This window comes from Rhizobium sp. WYJ-E13, assembly GCF_018987265.1.
In the GTDB taxonomy this organism is placed as follows: domain Bacteria; phylum Pseudomonadota; class Alphaproteobacteria; order Rhizobiales; family Rhizobiaceae; genus Rhizobium.
Genome location: NZ_CP076853.1, coordinates 1,981,034 through 1,998,615, shown reverse-complemented (window position 1 = coordinate 1,998,615; position 17,582 = coordinate 1,981,034). Strand labels below are relative to the sequence as shown.

Here is a 17,582-nt window from a genome sequence, read left to right as displayed (position 1 = left end):
TCGCTAATGCCTCACCGCATCGTCCGGAAGCACGGCAATTCCCGCCTCGCGGGCCGCATTCACAAAGGCGCGGCGCGCCTTATCGCCCTGACCCTGCACCTCCAGCGCAGTCAGACATGCGGCAATCGCCCGTTGAAAAAACGGATCGCCCGCCTTCTTCGGCCAATTGTTCGACATGAGAATTCCGGCAAGATCGGCGACTGTATGGACGGTCCTGTAGCCGCCGACGCCGTGAATCTGGGCGGATATCTCTTTGATTGGGACAGGGGATAGCTCGGGCATCTCGACACCTCGCGCAATTAAACTGCGACTCAACTGTCGATGCCGTGATTCGTTCCGCCGCCGATCAGAGGAAAGATGGCTCCGGATCGGGGTCGATCTCTTCGATGATATCCGGCCGGTCATTCCTTGGATTGCCGACACCCGGGCCGATCGGCCACATCGTCATAAGCTCACTTGGGAATTGCGTCATCAGATCATGCGGCGGCGGCTCTTCGGATAGCCAGCGCTGATAGTCCTTTTCATGCAGGATGACGGGCATCCGGTCATGAATGGTCGCCATGATCTCGTTTGCCGCGCATGTAACGATGGTGAAAGTTCGAACCTGCAGATCGGTTTCCCGATCGCGCCAAATCTCCCAAAGGCCCGCGAGCGCAAAGGGCTGGCCGCTCTTCATGGCGATGGCATAGGGCTGCTTCTTCTTTCCCTTTTCATCGAGCTTGTGCCACTCGAAAAACCCGTCGATCGGGATGAGGCAGCGCGTTGACCGGTAAGCCGACCGGAACATCGGTTTGCTGGCAACTTCTTCACACCGGGCATTGATCGGTGTCGGCATACCGGCTTTCCACCAAGCCGGCTTCAATCCCCAAGAGGCGCTTTCGAAAACAGGGCCGACTTTGCCGCTGCGATCGGCTTGCATGATGATGATGGGATATTCGAGGCTCGGGGCGCCGTTATAGCGCGGAAACTGGTTTGCCATGCCGAGCACGCCTTCGCGGCCGGCAAAGGCAAAAGCCTGCATCAGCGTTGCCAGATCGGATCTGACGAATACTCTTCCGCACATGCTTTTTCCTCCGTCCTATCGAGACATATAGCCGATTTCGATTTCGGCACCCCTCATGCCGCATCTGCATTTCAGTCGCGCGCCAAGCTCTGATAGCGCGAGGCCCTTGCCGTACCGCCTTTGCAGCGCCCACCGATCGAGCCAGCGGCTGTGGTTGCACCGCTTGCAGGTGGCTTTCATCTGCTCCCATTCCGCAAGCTCGCCGATCATCCGCCCCGTGGGTGCCGCGTTCAAATCCTTGGGGTCGATGTAGCCCATGCGCCGCGCCCATTCCGCTGCGCTGAAGTGATTGTGGATATGACAGCGGTCGTACCAGTGGTTTCGCACCCGCGGGCAGCCGAAGAGCTTTTCCGCCATGATGTAGATGCTCGAAATGCCTTCTTCGGCCGGATAGGTCTTTTCAAGATCGCCGGGCTCGAAGAATTTCAAAACCTCGCAGTCTTCGCAGATGACGCCGACGCGACCCTTATAGGTCGGCCCCATATCCTTCATTGCGCGCCACCCTTGGCCTTGGCGTAGGGATTGGCCGGCGCTTGCGACTGCAGGGCATCTGCATCGCCGCAATAGGCGCCGCAGATTTCCTTGTGGCCTTGCTCACACCTGTACCGACAATCGGCAGCAGCACGGTTGACGAAGGCGGCAACGAGCAGATCGGGGCTATACTGCTCCAGAAGGCGGGCGATGACATATTCCCCATGCCGGGGGCATATCCGGCAATCGACTACAATCCGGTCGTAACCGGCTTTCTGCATTCTGGATATCGATAAAACCACCGGCGGCACCTTCACTCATTCCTGTTCTGCCCTGTTCGCGTTGATCGGAGACGGCCGCACGTCTTGTGGAACATAAGAGGAACATTTGAGGCAGTGCTAAAGAATCGTCAAGGGGCTTTGCTGGCCGAAAAAGGGGATTGCTGATTTATCCAGGGAGCGGCTGAACGCCTCGGACGTGCCGGTTCGGCTGCTACCGGGCATGACCGTGTCGACAGAAATCAAGGTGGGACAGCGGACGGTGATCTCGTATTTCCTCTATCCGCTCTTGCGCGGGCTGGACGACGCGATCCCGCGAGCCGAACTGAGGGGCCGCCGGCGAGGTGTAGGCGAGGGGCCACCTGCACGAGCCAGGGGATGGGGCCGTGGCGCGGTTTGCGGTGCTGCCCCAGACCTGGTGACGACCAGGGGAGCCGCATCCCGATCACTGTTTGAAGACGATCATTTTCTCCGCCGTCATCTCGCGGGCGGTGTAGGGAATGCCGCCGATCCCATAGCCGGATGTCTTTCGTCCGGCGAACGGCATCCAATCGGTGCGGAAGGCGCTGTGGTCGTTGACCATGACTGCCGAGGCGTCGAGGCGTTCGGCTGCGTCGAGCGCGACGGCGAGATCGCGGGTGAAGATGCTGCTCTGAAATGCGACCGGCAGCGAATTTGCCTCGCGGATGGCATCATCGAGATCGGTAAAACCGAAAATGCAGGTGAGCGGGCCAAAGACCTCCTCGCGCGAGACCTTCGATGTGCTGGGCGGATCGACGAGGATAGCAGGCGCCAGCGTCGTGTCGCTCAGCCGTCCACCTCCGATCAGGCGGGCACCCCCTGACGCGGCTTCCTCAACCCAGGTGGCGACCCGTTCGGCTTCAGCCGGTTGGATGAGGGGACCGACCTCGGTCTCGGCAAGGCGGGGGTCACCGACGCGCAGGCGCCCGACGCGCTCGGCGAACCGTTCGACGAAGGCATCCTTCAGCGCTTCATGGACGTAGATCCGCTGCACCGAGACGCAGACCTGACCCGCATGATAGTAGCCGCCCTTCGCGAGCGGCTCGATGATCGCGTCGATATCGGCGGTGCGGTCGACGATCACCGGCGCCACGCCGCCATGCTCGAGGGCGCAGCGTGTTCCCGGCGCCAGGTTGGCGCGCAGACGCCAACCGACCGCGGCCGAGCCGATGAAGCTCAGGAAGGCCACTCTCGGGTCGCTCGCAAAGGCGCCCGACAGATCGCGGCTCTCGGGGAGCAGGCTCTGAACCCAGCCCTCCGGCATTCCGGCTTCATGGACGAGCTTTACGAGTTCCAGGCAGGAAAGCGGCGTCGCCGCCGCGGGCTTGACGATAACAGGGCAGCCTGTGGCGATCGCCGGCGCGACCTGATGCACGATGAGGTTCAGGGGATGGTTGAACGCCGAGATCGCAGCGACCACGCCGATGGGCTCCAGGATCGTCCAGGCGCGCCGCCCCTCGCTGGCTGGGGTCAGCCCCATCGGGATTTCGACACCGCCGCGGGTGCGAAGCAGGTCGGCTGCGTTGCGTATCCCGTCGGTGGCGCGGTCGGTTTCGACCAGCGCATCGGTATAGGGCTTTCCCCCTTCACGTGCGATGCGCATCGCGAAGACCTCGCGCTGCTGAGCAAGGAGATCCGCAAGCCGATGCAGCACGGCTGTCCGCTGGTGCGGCTTCAGCCAGCCGCCCCGGTCTTCGAAACGTTTGCGGGCGACGGTCAGCTTGCGTTCGAGAGCAGCCGCATCGTCGGTCGGCAAGTCAGCGATATGTTCGCGATCATAGGCTTGCACCACCTCAAGCATGGGTAATCCTCCGTACCGTACAGCCCTATTCTTCAAGCGCGACAGCTTCGAGAACGAGCGCCGAGCGCTCCGCCAACGCCGGAACTCCGGCGAGATAGTCTTGGCAATGCGACGGCGTTCGTGACGATAAACAGGACATGCCGCGTCATGGTTGTCTCGCGTTCGATGCCGTCAGAAGGTGACGACCGCACGCCCGACGATTTTATTGTCCCGCAAGAGATCGATATATTCATTGATATCGTTGAACGAGATCGTCTTGATCGTGTGCTGGATCTTGCCTTCTGCAGCGAGTGCCATGACCTCAATGAGATCGGCGTTGTTTCCCCAGAACGAGCCGTGAAAAGTCTGCTCGCCGTGGACGCGTGGGAACAGAGGAATGTTGATCCGGTCGCCGATGAAACCGACATCGACATAGTGCCCGCCGATCGCCAGACGCGAGAAGGCGAGCTGCATCATCTCGGTCGCACCGGCGCAGTCGATGATCGCGTCGAACTTGTCCTGGCCGGTCGCCTTTTTAAGCTCCTTTCCGACCTCCTCGGAGGACTTGCCTTCAATCGCAATGATGTGGTCGGCGCCATATTTTTTCGCGACCTGGAGTTTCTGCTCGTTTCTGGCGACAGCGACGACGGGACCGCCTGCGCCCAGCAGCTTGGCATATTGGACGGCGTAGGCGCCGAGGCCGCCGATGCCGAAGACGCCGATCACCCGGTCCGGGCCGAGCCCGCCGGCATCGCGGATCTTCTTCAGCCCGCGATAAGGGGTGAGACCGGCGTCGGTGAGGGGTGCAAGCTGCTCGAATTTCAGATGTTTGGCGACCTTGATCGCATAGCGGGCCGGCACCGGAATATATTCGGCAAAGCCACCATAAGTACCAAAGCCCGGCCAGCGGACATTGGGGCAGATATGCGTGTTGCCGACCTGGCAATGCCTGCAGACGCCATCACCCCAGCCGGGCGACACCACGACATGGTCACCTTCCTGCAGTCCCGCAGCCTTGGCCACGACACCGCCGACCTTCTCGACCGTGCCCGTTATCTCGTGACCGGGAATGACGGGCGGCGGAATATCGCCATAGCCCTGGAAGAAGCCATCGATCAGCAGCACGTCCGAGCGGCACATGCCGCAGGCGGCGACTTTCACGAGAATCTCGTCGGGCTGAATGTCCGGAACCTTGATGTCCTCGAGGACGAGGGGCTTCCTGTATTCTAGAATGCGCGCAGCTCTCATCACTGGTCTCCTTCAGGTTTTTGGATTTGTTGCCATCACGGCGGCCGCCGCCTCGGCGACCGCAATGTCCTGTTCGACCGAACCGGCGCTGGTGCCGACGGCACCGACGATCTGGCCGTCGATGGTGACGGGCAGACCGCCGCCAAAAATCACGACATGGCCGGCATTGCTCTGCTCGATCCCGAACAGCGGCGCTCCGGGCTGTGCCAGTTCAGCGAGATATTCGGTCGTCTTGTTGAACATCCGCGCGGTCTTCGCCTTGCCGATGGCGAGATCGATGCTTCCTTCGAGAGCGCCATCCTGACGCGCGAACGCAATCAACGCGCCGCCGACGTCGACCACGGCGATGTTGTAGGGAATGTCGAGATCGGCCGCCTTTGCTTCTGCCGCGTCAATCATCCGCTTGGCGTCCGACAATGTCAGTGTGCTCAGGGCGCGGGGCATGGCGGCCTCCTCGGTCACTCAGGGGATCACTCCGGGGATCACTCCGGGTTCGGGGCGCGAGCAGCCATGGCCAACAACGACCACCTGAAGCTCGAACCTCTTGAATAAGGCAAACCTGCGCGAGCGCTTGGGATCTCCATCACCCGGTTGCCGCGCTACCTTGATATCACTGCGGCACCGGCATAGCTGGTTAAAAGAGGTAAATCTGCTGGTATAAGGCTATCGGGACAGGACCAACCCTGAAATCCATTCGATGGCCGCCGTCGTCCGGGCGCGCATCCGCGAGGCACCGCGCTCTCGAAGTGCAGCCTCGAAAGGGGGAGAAATGGAAGAGGCCGATATGATCGATGCCACGACATATTGCTTCGGCAACTGCCGTTTCACGCCCGCTCGCCAGTCGCTGCTCTGCGGCGATATCCCGATACGTCTTGGATCGCGCGCAATGGATCTGCTTCATGCGCTCGTGCGCCAGCCTGGACAGGTCGTCGACAAAAGCGAACTTCTCAAAGCGGCGTGGCCCAACCTGTTCGTCGACGAAAGCAATCTCAAGGTCAACATCGCCGCTCTGCGCCGTGCGCTGGAGACAAGCGGCATCGACATTCCCTGCATAGCGACAGTCCCGGGCCGCGGATATCGCTTCGTCGCACCGCTGACGGTGGTGAGGCCGAGGGAGGCGGCCTTTCCCGCGTCGATCAAGGAGATTGACGGGGCGCTGCCGCCATCAAAGCCGCTGGTCGGGCGCGCCGATGCGTTGGCGGCGATTGTCGAGGCGCTGCAGCAGACCCGATTGCTCACGGTGGTCGGACCTGCCGGCGTCGGCAAGACCAGCATCGCTGTCGCGGCCGCAAGAGCGATCGCCAACGGCGGGCACCAAGCCGTGTGCTTCGTTGATCTGGCCGCGATCGAGAAAGGACAGTTCGTCGCCTTGGCCATCAGTCGTGCGCTCGGCATCGAAAGCCACCCGATCGATGAGGTGGACGGTCTCGTCGGCGCGCTGCGCGGCCGCAACCAGCTTCTCGTTCTTGACAATTGCGAGCACGTCCTGGCGGCCGTCGCCGGCATAGCAGATCAACTGAACCATGCATTGCACGGATTGAATATCATCGCGACAAGCCGCGAGCCGTTAAGATGCAGGTTCGAAACTGTCCATCGGCTTCCGCCGCTTCAGTATCCGCCCGCAGATGCGGTTCTCGATGCCGGGTCGGCAATGGGTTTTTCGGCGGTCGAATTGCTGGTTCGGCGTGCGGAGGCACATGGCTATCGATTGGAGGATGCGGATGTCCCTTCGATTACGAGTTTGAGCCGGCGTCTCGACGGCATTGCGCTGGCGATCGAACTGGCGGCCCCGCAACTTCAGGCCAACGGTCCTGCTGGGCTGCTGCAAATGCTTGAACGTGACTTCGAAGCGCTGGCATCACGCGGAGATGGCATGGATCGTCACAAGACGCTGACGGCGACCCTGAACTGGAGTTATCGGCTGCTTTCAGAAAACGAGGCCTGGCTTCTCCGTCACCTTTCCGTTTTCGGCGGCACCTTTGCGCTTGACGATGTCATCGACGCCTTCGGGCATCTGGCGCATGAGCAAGACCTTACCGCGTGGCTGGAAGCCCTCGCGGCCAAATCCATGGTGTCGGTCAACTACACGGGGAGGCGTCGCCGATACCGGTTGCTCGACAGTACCCGAACCTTCGCCAACAAACGGCTCGCTGGGCAGGGCGAGCAACAGGCCGCCATGATCGCGTATGGCCGCTTCATTCTTGCGCTGTTCGAAAGGGCGGAAGAGGAATGGACGTGGCGGCCGCGTGAAGACTGGGTGGCGCTCTACGGCGGGTGGAGCACGGATCTCCGCCGTATGATCGATTGGGCCTATGGTTCGGATGGGCAGGCCGAGCTTGGGGTACGGCTGACCGTTGCTGCTTTGCCGTTCTGGGTAGAATTCTCGACGATGGCGGAAAGCGGGTCACGCGTCGAAAAGGCGCTGTCCGTGCTGGACGGCCTGCCCGGTGATCACCTCCCGCTCCGCATGAAGCTGGTCGCAGCGCATGGCTGGAATCTTTGTTATCGCTATCCTTTCGGTGACGAACTCGAGGCAACTTGGAAGAGGGGTTTCGAGCTCGCTTTGGAAGCTGGAAGCGTGGAACATTGTCTTCGAACCAAGATCGGCCTGGCAATGGTCCAGACCGCCATGGGCTTTCATCAAAGGGTGTTTGAGACGATTGCCGATCTCCGCCGCTTCATGGCGTCCGTAGACGATTATTCCGCGGCTCCCAATGCCGATCGGGAGTTGTTTACGTGCGAGTTCTATCAAGGGAACATCAAATCCGGGCATGCGGGTCTTGAGCGTCTGGCTCGCGAGCACGCGACTTTCGGCAATCGTGGTCAGACCTCGAGGTTCCAGATCGACAGGTTCGTCAATTTCCGGAATCATCTTTCATTGTCCACCTGGGTGGTTGGAAAGCATCGGCGTGCGCTCGAGGTTGCTAAGGAAGCACTGAATGCCGCGCTGACCCTGGACCACGACCTGTCCTGCGCGCATTCGCTCGCACTCGCTGCCACGCCGATCGCCCTGTTATGCGGACGGGTCGATTTGGCGCAGGAGCGAGCGACGATGCTGGTCGAGCGCCTGAAGTCGCGCCAGATCGATACCTGGCCGCCGTTTGCCCGCTTTCATCAGGCAGCGATCGATGCCGCACGTGGGGAGCGGGAGGCGGTCGAGCGTTTGAGGCACGCAATCGACGCCATTCGTGAGTGCAATTTCCTTGTGCATCTACCCCTGCGGTATGTGATGCTCTCTCATGCGGCACTTGCGCACGATCAGATCGAGGTTGCTCGCCAGAGCATCGATGAGGGCGTGCACTATTGTCGAGAGCGCGGAGACCGATGGTGCGACGCCGAATTCCTGCATCTTCAAGGCCTGGTGTGCTGGCGGGATGGAGATACCGTTTCCGCGATGCGGCGCCTTCAGGATGCGATAGACCTGGGTCGTGAGAGCGGCGCTCTTGGTTTTGCGCTGCGCGCAGCAACGAGCCGTGTCAAGCTTGCGACGGAGATCGGCGACCCTGCGCAGTCCTTGGCACAGCTGAAGGACATCAGCGATCGCTGCGACAGCAGCGGCAGCACGGATATTGCCGCCGCGCATGCTGTGTTGGCGCGAGCTCATGCTCGAACGGCATGAACGATCCAACCACCGGAATCTTCAACCTTCTGCCGCTGATGCCACCGATACCGTCGATCCCGACCGGACGATCAGGACCAGAGCCGACACCACGGAAATAACGCCGACGACGACGATTGCGAATTGGAGTGCGCTTTCCGTTCCATGCATTCGTCCGGCGATGACCGGCACGAGAGTTGGCCCCGCTGCTATCCCGATGATCGCCGAAATCGTGATCGAAAGCGCGACCGTGGTTGCCCGCATATTGCTGGGGACCCGCTCCTGCATGGTAATGCGGCCGACAACGGAACCGCTCACCGACCCCGCGACCCAAAAGGAAAATGCGATGCCGATTTGAAGACTTGAAGAACTGAGGCCAATCGAGATGGCGGCACACAGAGCAACCAGATAACTCCCCGCGATAAGCTTTACACGTGTCGAGATACTGCCGCGCGGAGCGCTCCAATCGGACAGCATCCCGCCGCCGATCGAACCGATAATGCCAGCCAGCGCGGTAGCAATCCCGACAGTGGCGCCGGCCGCGATAGGCGTCGCAGCGTAATGCCGCATGAGGAGGGTGGGGAGCCATGCCGCCATACCGAAGTCGGCCAGGCTCATCACCCCCTTCGCAAAGCAGAGCCGCAGCACCAGGCCGCGCTCTGCCGACAGATTGCGCAACAAGAGTTGCAGAGGAGGCAGGGGAGGCCTGTTGCCGTGGGCCGGTTCTGGAATGAACAACAGCAACGCGACAAAGAAGAAGCCGGGGATACCCATAACGATCATCAGTTGTCGCCAGGGCGTCAGCGAAGCGATGATCGGCAAGCCGGCCGAGGTGTCCGTCCCAAGATAACTGAGCACCGCACCACCGACGATCAACGCAATGCCGCTCCCGCTTGTCGAGCCAAGCGAGAATATTCCGAGAGCGGTACCGCGGCGCGCTGCCGAAAAGCTGTCGATGAGCAGCGAGGAGGCGGCTGGTATGAGGGCTGCTTCCCCAAATCCCAGGACGACTCGCGCGGCGAAAAAGCTCCAGAAACCGGTCGCAAGTCCGCATGCTATCGTGGCGAGGGACCAGACAACCACGCCCGCAGCGATCAACCTCGGTCGATTCACCCTGTCTGCCAGCCTGCCGGCCGGAAGGGCCGCCAGCGCAAATATAAGCGCGAAGCCAGCGCCCTGAAGCAAACTGATTTCCACATCGCTAAGCCCCAGCTCAGAGCGTATGGGGTCTACGACCAGGTTGATCACGAAGCGATCAATGAACGACAATATCAGGGTCAGGCATAAAACGGCGACCGTGTAGTATCCGAACGAAGGATGGAGTTCTTTTCGGTTTGGCACCGATCGGTCGAGATCGTTCAGTCCGTTCCCCGTCACCTCGTCCGGCCCTCGTTCCGACAACGGCTGCAGCATAACCAACTTACCAAGACTGTGGCCACCGATAAAATATCAATGAGTTTTGCTCCTGATACGGAGCCAACAACTGCAATTGGCGCCAGCCAGGACCGTCGTCGTTGTCCGCCAAATGCCGCCGCCTCGGGCTTGCCCCCACCCCCTCTCACATTTCCGGCAGGCCGGCCTTTCGGAAGCCGTCGACAAAGTGGTCGCGTACCGATGCATCGCGCAGCGGCTGGGAGCTGAGCCAATGGGCGATGGTGAAATGAGGGTGGGCGATCAGGAACAGTTCTGCTTCTCGCCGCGCCTCCTCCTGGTGGCCCATCTGTGCAAGCGTGGCAGCCAGGAATTTGCGGGAGTTGGTGCGATACGTCTCTTCCCTGCGCAGTGTGGCGGCTGCCGCCTCATAGTCACGCGCGGCGTATTGCGCCTGCCCGAGATGACAAAGATACCAGCAGGCTGGGCGGGGATTGAGCCGCAGGGCTTTCTTGATCTGCGCCAGTCCGTCGGCAACCCTGCCGTCCAGCACCGAAATGTCCGACATGGCGGCCCAGGTGTCGGCGTGGTTGGGGTCCAGCTCCAGGGCCTTGGCGAAGGCGGCTTCCGATTCCTCCCATCGCCGCTCATAAGCCAGGATGGTCCCCAGGACGTAACGGCAGCCGGCATCGTTGGGATCCAGGTCGACCGCCTTCTGCGCTGACGTCACCGCCATCTGACGGTTGGGATCTTCGGGCTCGCCGAAATGCGTCCAGGCCAGCCAGCGGTTATAGGCGAGCAGACCAAGCGCCTCGGCATAGGATGGCTCGAGCTTGACCGCGCGCTGGAGCAGCATATAGGCCTCACGCTCGGTTTGCGGCGACTCTTCCGTCAGCAGGCGGGCGCGCACACAGAGATCGTAGGCCTCGAAATTCTTCGGCCGATTGCGCGGTGTCGGGGTGGTCAGCCGGCCGACGAGGGCTTCGACGATCTTGGCGTTGACCTCATCCTGCAATTCGAAAACATCTTCCACCGTCCTGTCGAACCTCTCGGCCCACAGGTGTCCGCCGCCAAGCGCGTCGACCAATTGGGCATTGATGCGGACACGGCCCATTGCGCGTCTGGCGCTCCCTTCGAGGACGTAGCGGACGCCGAGCTCCTGGGCGACGAGGCGTACATCGACCGGCTTGCCCTTGTAGCCGTAGACGGAATTGCGGGCGATGACGAACAGGCCAGGCGTGCGGGAAAGGTCGGTGATCAGGTCTTCGGTCAAGCCGTCGACGAAAGGCTCGTCCGCTGCATCCCCACTCATATTCGTGAACGGCAAGACGGCGATCGAGGGATATTCCGGCAGCGGCAATATGCTCGGCAGCGCATCCGGCCAATGCCACAGGTGGACCGGGCGGGTGAGGTTCTTCAGGTAGCGTTCGCCTGCATCGAAGAACCGGTCGTCGATCTTGTCGAGGATCTCGCCGTGTACGCCGCCTGAAATGCAGATGCCACCCGGTGCGGCCTGTCTCTCGAGGCGCGCCGCGACATTGACCCCGTCGCCGAGGACGTCTGAACCCTCGTCAATCACATCTCCGAGATTGATGCCTATACGCAGAAGCAGGCGCCGGTCTGCGGAAGCCTCGACTTGAGCGGTGGCCCGCTGCATTTCCAACGCTGCAGCGACCGCTTCCACCGCGCTGCCGAATTCGATCAGGAATCCGTCGCCCATGACCTTGAAGATGCGGCCCTTGTGACGCCTCACGGCCGGCTCGATAATGCCGGAACGAAGTTCCCTAAGGTTTTCCAGCGTTGCGACTTCGTCTGCCTCCATCAGGCGCGAATATCCCACCACATCGGCAACGACGATGGCGGCAAGGCGACGCTGAAGAGATTGATCCGTCATATGAGGACAAGCCCAACGACCAAATTAGCAAATTATTGTTCAACCGTCAGTGAGTCAACCAATGGTAGGAGGCAAGTCCAGGCGATCTCCACCTCCATCGAGCCGCCATCCTTCTTTTCGGTAGGCGGCTCGCTGTTGGTCTGTTTCACCGCTGCTTTGCGAGAACCTGCCGCTGCAGCAGGGTCAGGCCGAATACGAGCAGGCCCAGCAGGGTGACGGCAAAGCCGGCCCAAGCGGCCGACAGGAGGCCATAGCCGGCCCCGACCGCGACACTGCCTGCCCAGGCGCCAATGGCATTGGCGACATTCAGCGAGGCAAGGTTCATTGCGCCCATCAGGCTCGGAGCTTCGGGAGCAAAGCGGGTCAGCCGCACCTGGATGGTCGGGATCGCTGCCATCATGGTCGCACCGACGCCGAACATGGCGGGGAAGAAGATCCAGGGGTTTTCGCCGCCGATTGCCAGCGCCGCAAGGATGAGAAGCGCAGCGCCGAAACCGAGGACGATACCGCGGGCAGGGTGGAGATCGGCAAGCTTGCCGCCATAGATGTTGCCGGCCGTCATGCCGATGCCGAACAAGGCGAGCGCGACGGGGATCATCTCGGGCGACAGTTTGACAACGTCAGTCACCAGCGGCGCAATGAAGGTGTAGACGGCGAAGATGCTGGCGATACCGAGGGCCGCGACGATCATGACGCCCCATACCTGCGGCTTGCGAAGAGCAGAGACTTCCTGAATGACCGGGACGCCGTCAAGCGCCCTGGTGCGCGGCACCCACTGGAAGATGGCGCCGAAGGCGAGAAGCGAGAAAGCGGCGACGGCAAGATAGGTCTCACGCCAGCCGATCGTCTGTCCCAGGAAGGTCGCCAGAGGTGAACCGAAGATCGTCGCGACGGTGAGCCCGGTCATGACAATGGCAAAGGCCTTCCCGGCCTGTCCCGGCCCGACGATATAGGAGGCGACAACGGCCCCTGCGCCGAAATAGGCGCCTTGTGGCAGGCCGCTGATAAAGCGCGCCGCCATCAGGAAGCCGAGGTTTGACGCCATGGCAGACAGCACGCTGCCAAGGATGAACAGGCCCATGAGAAACAGAAGCAGCGTGCGGCGATTGAGCCGTGCCGCGACAAGCGTCACAAGCGGAGCGCCGATGACGACGCCGAAGGCATAGGCGGCGATCGCACTGGTCGCCTGGGGGATGCTGACGCCGAGGCTCTCGGAGAACAGCTGGATGATCCCCATGCTGGCGAATTCCGACGTTCCGATCGAAAAACTGCCGAGCGCCAGGGCCAGCAAGGTCAGGTTCCGGGAGCGGGCACCATCGGCCGGTGCCTGAGTATAGGTCGTGGTTTGCGAAACGATTTCCATAATAGTCCCTTTCTGAAACTGCGTGGAGAACAGTCTTCCTGCGGAACTCGGGTCCGGCTTGCTGCTCCGGCAATCAGATCTCACATCCGATGCGCGATCAGTAGACAGCGGCCGTTCCCAGCATTTGAGAAAGCGTTTCACAGGAGCGCTTTTGCTGGTAGAAAGTTTGGGCCTTTATGAGCAGATCACAGGTTCGAGATGGATAACCGCGCAGGCGAAATGCTTGTCTTTGTTCGGGTCGTGGAAGCGGGAAGCTTTTCGGAGGCGGCACGGCTGATGCTGATGACGCCCTCGACGGTGTCCAAGCTGGTGGCCCGTATCGAGGCCCGTCTCGGAGTCCGGCTGATCGAACGCTCGACCCGCAGGCTGGCGCTGACCCGCGAAGGACAGTTTTATTACGAGCGAAGCCAGGCTCTGCTTTCCCAGCTCGACGAGACGGAGCAGCAGATCGCGCAGGGTGGGGCCGAGGCCGAAGGCGTTATCCGCATCACCTCTTCGGTCAGTTTCGGCACGGCGGCGGTAGAACCTATCTTGGTGCCGTTCTTCGAGGCCTATCCCAAGGTCATCGTCGATCTCTCGCTTTCGGACGAGGTGGTCGATCTCTATCTCGACCGCACGGATATTGCGATCCGTGTCGGGAAGCTGGCGGACTCAAACCTGATGGCGCGAAAGATCGGCGAGACAAAACGGTGCATCGTGGCATCGCCTGCCTATCTGGAGCGCCACGGCACGCCGACGACGCCGGACGAACTCGTCAACCACAATTGCCTCGGCTTCAATTTCCGCCGGGCAATGCCTGTCTGGCCGATGCGTGACGGCGGGCGGATCGTCGAACGCATGTTGAGCGGATCGTTGCTGGTCAACAACGGCGACACCCTGCGCCGAATGGCGATCGCCGGTGTCGGTATCATCCGGCTTGCCGACTACCACCTGCGCGGGCCGATCGAGCGCGGCGAGCTTGTCGAGATCCTGGCAGACAGCGATATCGGCATTGTGGATGAAGTCCACGCGCTTTACCGCGGCTCCCAATTCCTGCCTGCCCGCGTCCGCGCCTTCCTGGATTTTGCGATACCTCGAATGCAGACATATCTGCAACCGCGTTGAATGCCTGAACCGGCCGGGGCGCGATGGCGACCCGGCCGGTATGAGTGACGAGCGTGTGGTTCAGTCTGCAATCGGCAGCGGCGCCGCCGGATGGACGAGCCCAGATTCGCGCAGTTCGCGCCAGAACCCCGTCGGGATGGTCTCTGCGAGCGCGGCGCTGTCCTCGGCAATGCGGGAAGGATGGCTGGCTCCCGGTATGACTGCAGCGACGGCGGGATTGGCGAGGGCGAACTGCAGGCCCGCGGCCTTCATCGAAATGCCGTGGCGATCGGCAATCGCCTTGATCGCGGCAACCTTGGCAAGGATTGCCGGGGTCGCCGGCGCATATTCGAAATTCGGTCCGCCGACCAGTGCGCCGGAGCTGTAAGGCCCGCCGACGACGATGCCGAGACCTCGCTCGGCCACATCAGGCATCACGCGCTGGAGCGCACGCTCATGGTCGAGCAGGGAGTAACGCCCGGCAAGCAGGAAACCGTCCGGCCGGGGCTCGTCCAGTGCCAGCAGCAGTTCGATCGGTTCGACCTTGTTGACGCCAAGTCCCCAGGCCTTGATCACGCCTTCGTCGCGCATCCGGTCAAGGGCACGAAACGCACCCTTTCGCGCCTCCTCGAACCTGCCAAGCCATTCGTCGCCGTAGAAATCCTGGGCGATATCATGAACCCAGGCGATATCGATATGATCGGTCTTGAGGCGCTTGAGGCTGTCTTCGATCGATCGGTAGGTCGCATCCTCGGTGTAATCGTTGACGATCTTGTTGGGGCGACCGTATTTGAAGACATCGCCTTTTTCGCCGAGGTCGCGGGCGCTCACATCCTCGATCTCGTCAAGGATCACCCGGCCGACCTTGGTGCTGATCACATACTGGTCACGAGGCTTGTCTGCGAGCGCCTCGCCCATCCGGATCTCCGCAAGACCAGCGCCGTAAAAGGGCGCATTGTCGTAATATCTGATGCCGTCATTCCAGGCTGCCTCGACAGTGGCGCGCGCCTCCTGCTCGGGAATATCGCGGAACATGTTTCCGAGAGGGGCGGCACCGAAGCCGAGCTTGCCAGGCAAAATATCCTTGAGAGCCATCGTCTTATCCTTCCATCTTGACTGAGTAGAACAGGTTCGTTCCTGCTGGATCCGAAGATGGAGAAAGCGGAGCCGCAGCGGTAGCCATCCGCTATTCGCAGGATTTACGAACGAAATTCATAAATACGGCCTCAAGCCTCGTCCGCGATCCATTCGAGCGAAGCGCCATGCGGGTCGGTCCAGGCGAGGGGAGAGCGGTTCACGGACAGGAGGAAGCGCCCGGGTGGCCAGCTCGTTCCTGCGCGCTCGGCGATGGACGGGAATGCGCGGGGGAACTCGTTCGATACCCAATAGGGCGCGAGACGCATCGCCTGCTCGGCGAAAGCCTCCCTGTCTGCGGGGTCGGAGACGTAGTCGAGGACAGCCGTGTGAAAGACGACAAGGGTGGCATCCTTGGGCGCTTGCCTGCAGAGCCGGGCGAACTCGCTCCCGCGCAGGTCGCCCTTGATGATCCGTGGCTTGACCGTGGCGGCGATCCTGATGGCCGCCTGCAGATTGGCAAGCCGTTCCGTCTGCTCCGGCCAGACCAGTGTCTTAAGCCATGCGACCTGCGCAGGATCCGAAGCATCGATTGGAGCGAGGTCCAGCCCCGCTCGCCAGACGACGTGCGGTGCTGCCGTCGGCAATGGGGTCGTCTTACTGGCGGAGCAACGCAGGACAGGCGGCTCTGAGCCCATCACGGGTGCGCGGATCGCCTTGTGGCCGTAGTCGTAGCCATAGAGGTCGGGCATGAGGCAGAGCCCTGCGGAGGTCCCGACCTCGAGGAGCGCCAGCGGCTGCGGCAATCGCGTCAGGACGGGGAGCAGCGAGGCGCACCGTCCCGGTTCGTTAGTCTGCGTCGAACGCTCGAGCATCAGCGAACGGACAGCGTCGGGATGGGCCAGGAGCGCCTGGCGGAACTCGCACCAGTCCGTCGGCGTGCCGAACAGGTGACGCACCGCCGCAAGCAGAAGGTTCGGCTGCCTTTTCATGTGGGGGAGGGTCGCCAGGAAGCCGAGTGTCTCCCGGTCCCCGGCAACCGCACGCGCCAACGCCTCGTAGAGCGGCGAACGGCCGTGGGCTTCCGTATCGGCGAAGCGAACATACCGGGCCGAGATCTCGGCCAAGCCCTCCTCGTCCATATCAGCTGATCCCCGATTTCGACGTCTGGCCACAGTACAGGATATCAGGATCGGATGGCAGTACTCAGGCCGAATGACCGCTCTTCCTTCGCCCGACGCCGAGGTCTGCCGTGCAGGGCGGAGGCAGCTGTGCGACACAGATCGCGCCTCCGGCAGCCCTCTCAATTTGCGACTAAATCCATGCCACAATCCTGTTCGAATTGACGGCTAGACGGGCGAAAAATCGGCAACGAGGATCGGCAGATGGCAGAAGAGAAGCCCCTTGATCTCACAGGTGAAATCGTCGACTTCGATGCCGGGCACGGAGAGGCCGCCACCGTCGAGATGGACGACTATTCGAAGAGCCTGGCGCAGGCCAAGGCGAAGTCCGTCAAGCTGGTGGACGCGATCACAGGCCACACACTGAAGAAGAAGGACGCCTTCCATTTTGACGATCTGCGCCCGGCGCTTGCCGATTTCGTGCGGCAGAAGCACCCCGGCATCCGTTCGGACGACTATATCAGCCGCAAGACGATCGATGACTACCGCGGCCAGTACATTGCCGAATTGCTGCGCGACGAACGCGGCGAGCTCTCCAACCTCGAGGACGAGGTCGTCGAGAGCCTGAAGAGCCACGACACGCTCGCCGAAAACATCGAAGAGGATTACGAGGAGCGCCGTTCGCTCGGCGATCGCGTCGCCGATGTCGTCGCGACCTTCGGCGGAAGCTGGACCTTCATCATCTCCTTCTGCTTCTTCCTCGCCGTCTGGATGGGCATCAACCTGGTGCTTGGCGAGAAGGCTGCCTTCGACGTCTATCCTTTCATCCTGCTGAACCTGATCCTCTCGACCATCGCCGCCCTGCAGGCGCCGATCATCATGATGAGCCAGCGCCGCCAGGAAGCAAAGGATCGGCTGCGGGCGCTCAACGACTACAAGGTCAATCTCAAGGCCGAACTGGAAATCCGCCACCTGCACGAAAAGGTCGATCACCTGTTGAACCGGCAGTGGGAACGGCTGACCGAGATCCAGCAGATCCAGATCGAGATGATGCTGGAACAGGCCAAGGCCGCCAATCGGGCGCTGAAGCTGAGCAAGGCGCAGAAATCCAAGACCAACGCGCTCAAGAGCCTCTTCGGCGGCAAGCCTGCGGCGGACGAGACCGAGGAAAAGGGAGAATAGCCGGTTCGGCGCGGCCCCATTTTCCTTCCTGCTTG

At 61.7% G+C, this 17,582-nt stretch carries 15 protein-coding genes; 3 read left to right on the top strand and 12 right to left on the bottom strand.

The features are described 5' to 3' along the window. Positions 1–3: 3 nt before the first annotated feature. The 7 genes from KQ933_RS10040 to KQ933_RS10010 all read right to left on the bottom strand — a co-directional run bounded on the left by KQ933_RS10040 (position 4) and on the right by KQ933_RS10010 (position 5,305). Positions 4–282: a DUF982 domain-containing protein gene (locus tag KQ933_RS10040; protein WP_216758635.1), complete on the bottom strand. Its 279-nt coding sequence runs from the start codon at positions 280–282 to the stop codon at positions 4–6. A gap of 64 nt (positions 283–346) precedes the next feature. After that, positions 347–1,063, bottom strand: coding sequence for an SOS response-associated peptidase (locus KQ933_RS10035; RefSeq protein WP_216758634.1), 717 nt, complete (start codon positions 1,061–1,063; stop codon positions 347–349). Positions 1,064–1,078: 15 nt separating this feature from the next. Continuing rightward, on the bottom strand, positions 1,079–1,555 hold the full coding sequence (locus tag KQ933_RS10030; RefSeq protein WP_216758633.1) for a hypothetical protein: 477 nt from the start codon (positions 1,553–1,555) through the stop codon (positions 1,079–1,081). After that, positions 1,552–1,815: a hypothetical protein gene (locus tag KQ933_RS10025; protein ID WP_216758632.1), complete on the bottom strand. Its 264-nt coding sequence runs from the start codon at positions 1,813–1,815 to the stop codon at positions 1,552–1,554. The genes KQ933_RS10030 and KQ933_RS10025 overlap by 4 nt, the downstream gene beginning before the upstream one ends. A 442-nt stretch (positions 1,816–2,257) precedes the next feature. Then, positions 2,258–3,634: an aldehyde dehydrogenase family protein gene (locus KQ933_RS10020; RefSeq protein WP_216758631.1), complete on the bottom strand. Its 1,377-nt coding sequence runs from the start codon at positions 3,632–3,634 to the stop codon at positions 2,258–2,260. A gap of 171 nt (positions 3,635–3,805) precedes the next feature. After that, positions 3,806–4,861 carry an NAD(P)-dependent alcohol dehydrogenase gene (locus KQ933_RS10015; RefSeq protein WP_216758630.1) on the bottom strand — a complete coding sequence of 352 codons (1,056 nt, stop codon included), beginning with the start codon at positions 4,859–4,861 and terminating at the stop codon, positions 3,806–3,808. A gap of 12 nt (positions 4,862–4,873) precedes the next feature. Then, a complete protein-coding gene (locus tag KQ933_RS10010; RefSeq protein ID WP_216758629.1) occupies positions 4,874–5,305 on the bottom strand; it encodes a heme-binding protein in 432 nt (143 codons plus the stop codon). 325 nt (positions 5,306–5,630) lie between these two features. Here KQ933_RS10010 and KQ933_RS10005 point away from each other — a divergent pair, with 325 nt between their 5' ends. Next, positions 5,631–8,480: a winged helix-turn-helix domain-containing protein gene (locus KQ933_RS10005; RefSeq protein ID WP_253958305.1), complete on the top strand. Its 2,850-nt coding sequence runs from the start codon at positions 5,631–5,633 to the stop codon at positions 8,478–8,480. A gap of 21 nt (positions 8,481–8,501) precedes the next feature. Here KQ933_RS10005 and KQ933_RS10000 read toward each other — a convergent pair whose 3' ends face one another. From KQ933_RS10000 to KQ933_RS09990, 3 genes are all read right to left on the bottom strand, one after another. After that, positions 8,502–9,872, bottom strand: a complete 1,371-nt coding sequence (locus tag KQ933_RS10000) for an MFS transporter (protein WP_216758628.1) — start codon at positions 9,870–9,872, stop codon at positions 8,502–8,504. A gap of 145 nt (positions 9,873–10,017) precedes the next feature. Beyond that, positions 10,018–11,724 (bottom strand): adenylate/guanylate cyclase domain-containing protein, encoded by a 1,707-nt coding sequence (locus KQ933_RS09995; RefSeq protein WP_216758627.1) that lies wholly within the window; start codon positions 11,722–11,724, stop codon positions 10,018–10,020. Positions 11,725–11,869: 145 nt separating this feature from the next. Beyond that, positions 11,870–13,087 carry an MFS transporter gene (locus KQ933_RS09990; protein WP_216758626.1) on the bottom strand — a complete coding sequence of 406 codons (1,218 nt, stop codon included), beginning with the start codon at positions 13,085–13,087 and terminating at the stop codon, positions 11,870–11,872. A gap of 198 nt (positions 13,088–13,285) precedes the next feature. On the opposite strand from KQ933_RS09990, the gene KQ933_RS09985 reads away from it, so the two are divergent. Continuing rightward, positions 13,286–14,191 (top strand): LysR family transcriptional regulator, encoded by a 906-nt coding sequence (locus KQ933_RS09985; RefSeq protein ID WP_216758625.1) that lies wholly within the window; start codon positions 13,286–13,288, stop codon positions 14,189–14,191. A gap of 60 nt (positions 14,192–14,251) precedes the next feature. On the opposite strand, the gene KQ933_RS09980 is transcribed toward KQ933_RS09985, so the two are convergent. Together KQ933_RS09980 and KQ933_RS09975 are read right to left on the bottom strand one after the other, a co-directional pair. Beyond that, on the bottom strand, positions 14,252–15,265 hold the full coding sequence (locus tag KQ933_RS09980; RefSeq protein WP_216758624.1) for an aldo/keto reductase: 1,014 nt from the start codon (positions 15,263–15,265) through the stop codon (positions 14,252–14,254). A 131-nt stretch (positions 15,266–15,396) separates the two neighbouring features. Then, positions 15,397–16,386, bottom strand: coding sequence for a DUF2332 domain-containing protein (locus tag KQ933_RS09975; RefSeq protein ID WP_216758623.1), 990 nt, complete (start codon positions 16,384–16,386; stop codon positions 15,397–15,399). Positions 16,387–16,629: 243 nt separating this feature from the next. Between KQ933_RS09975 and KQ933_RS09970 the strand changes: the two genes are divergently transcribed. Beyond that, complete coding sequence (locus KQ933_RS09970) at positions 16,630–17,547, top strand: DUF1003 domain-containing protein (RefSeq protein ID WP_216758622.1); 918 nt, start codon at positions 16,630–16,632, stop codon at positions 17,545–17,547. Positions 17,548–17,582: the final 35 nt, after the last annotated feature.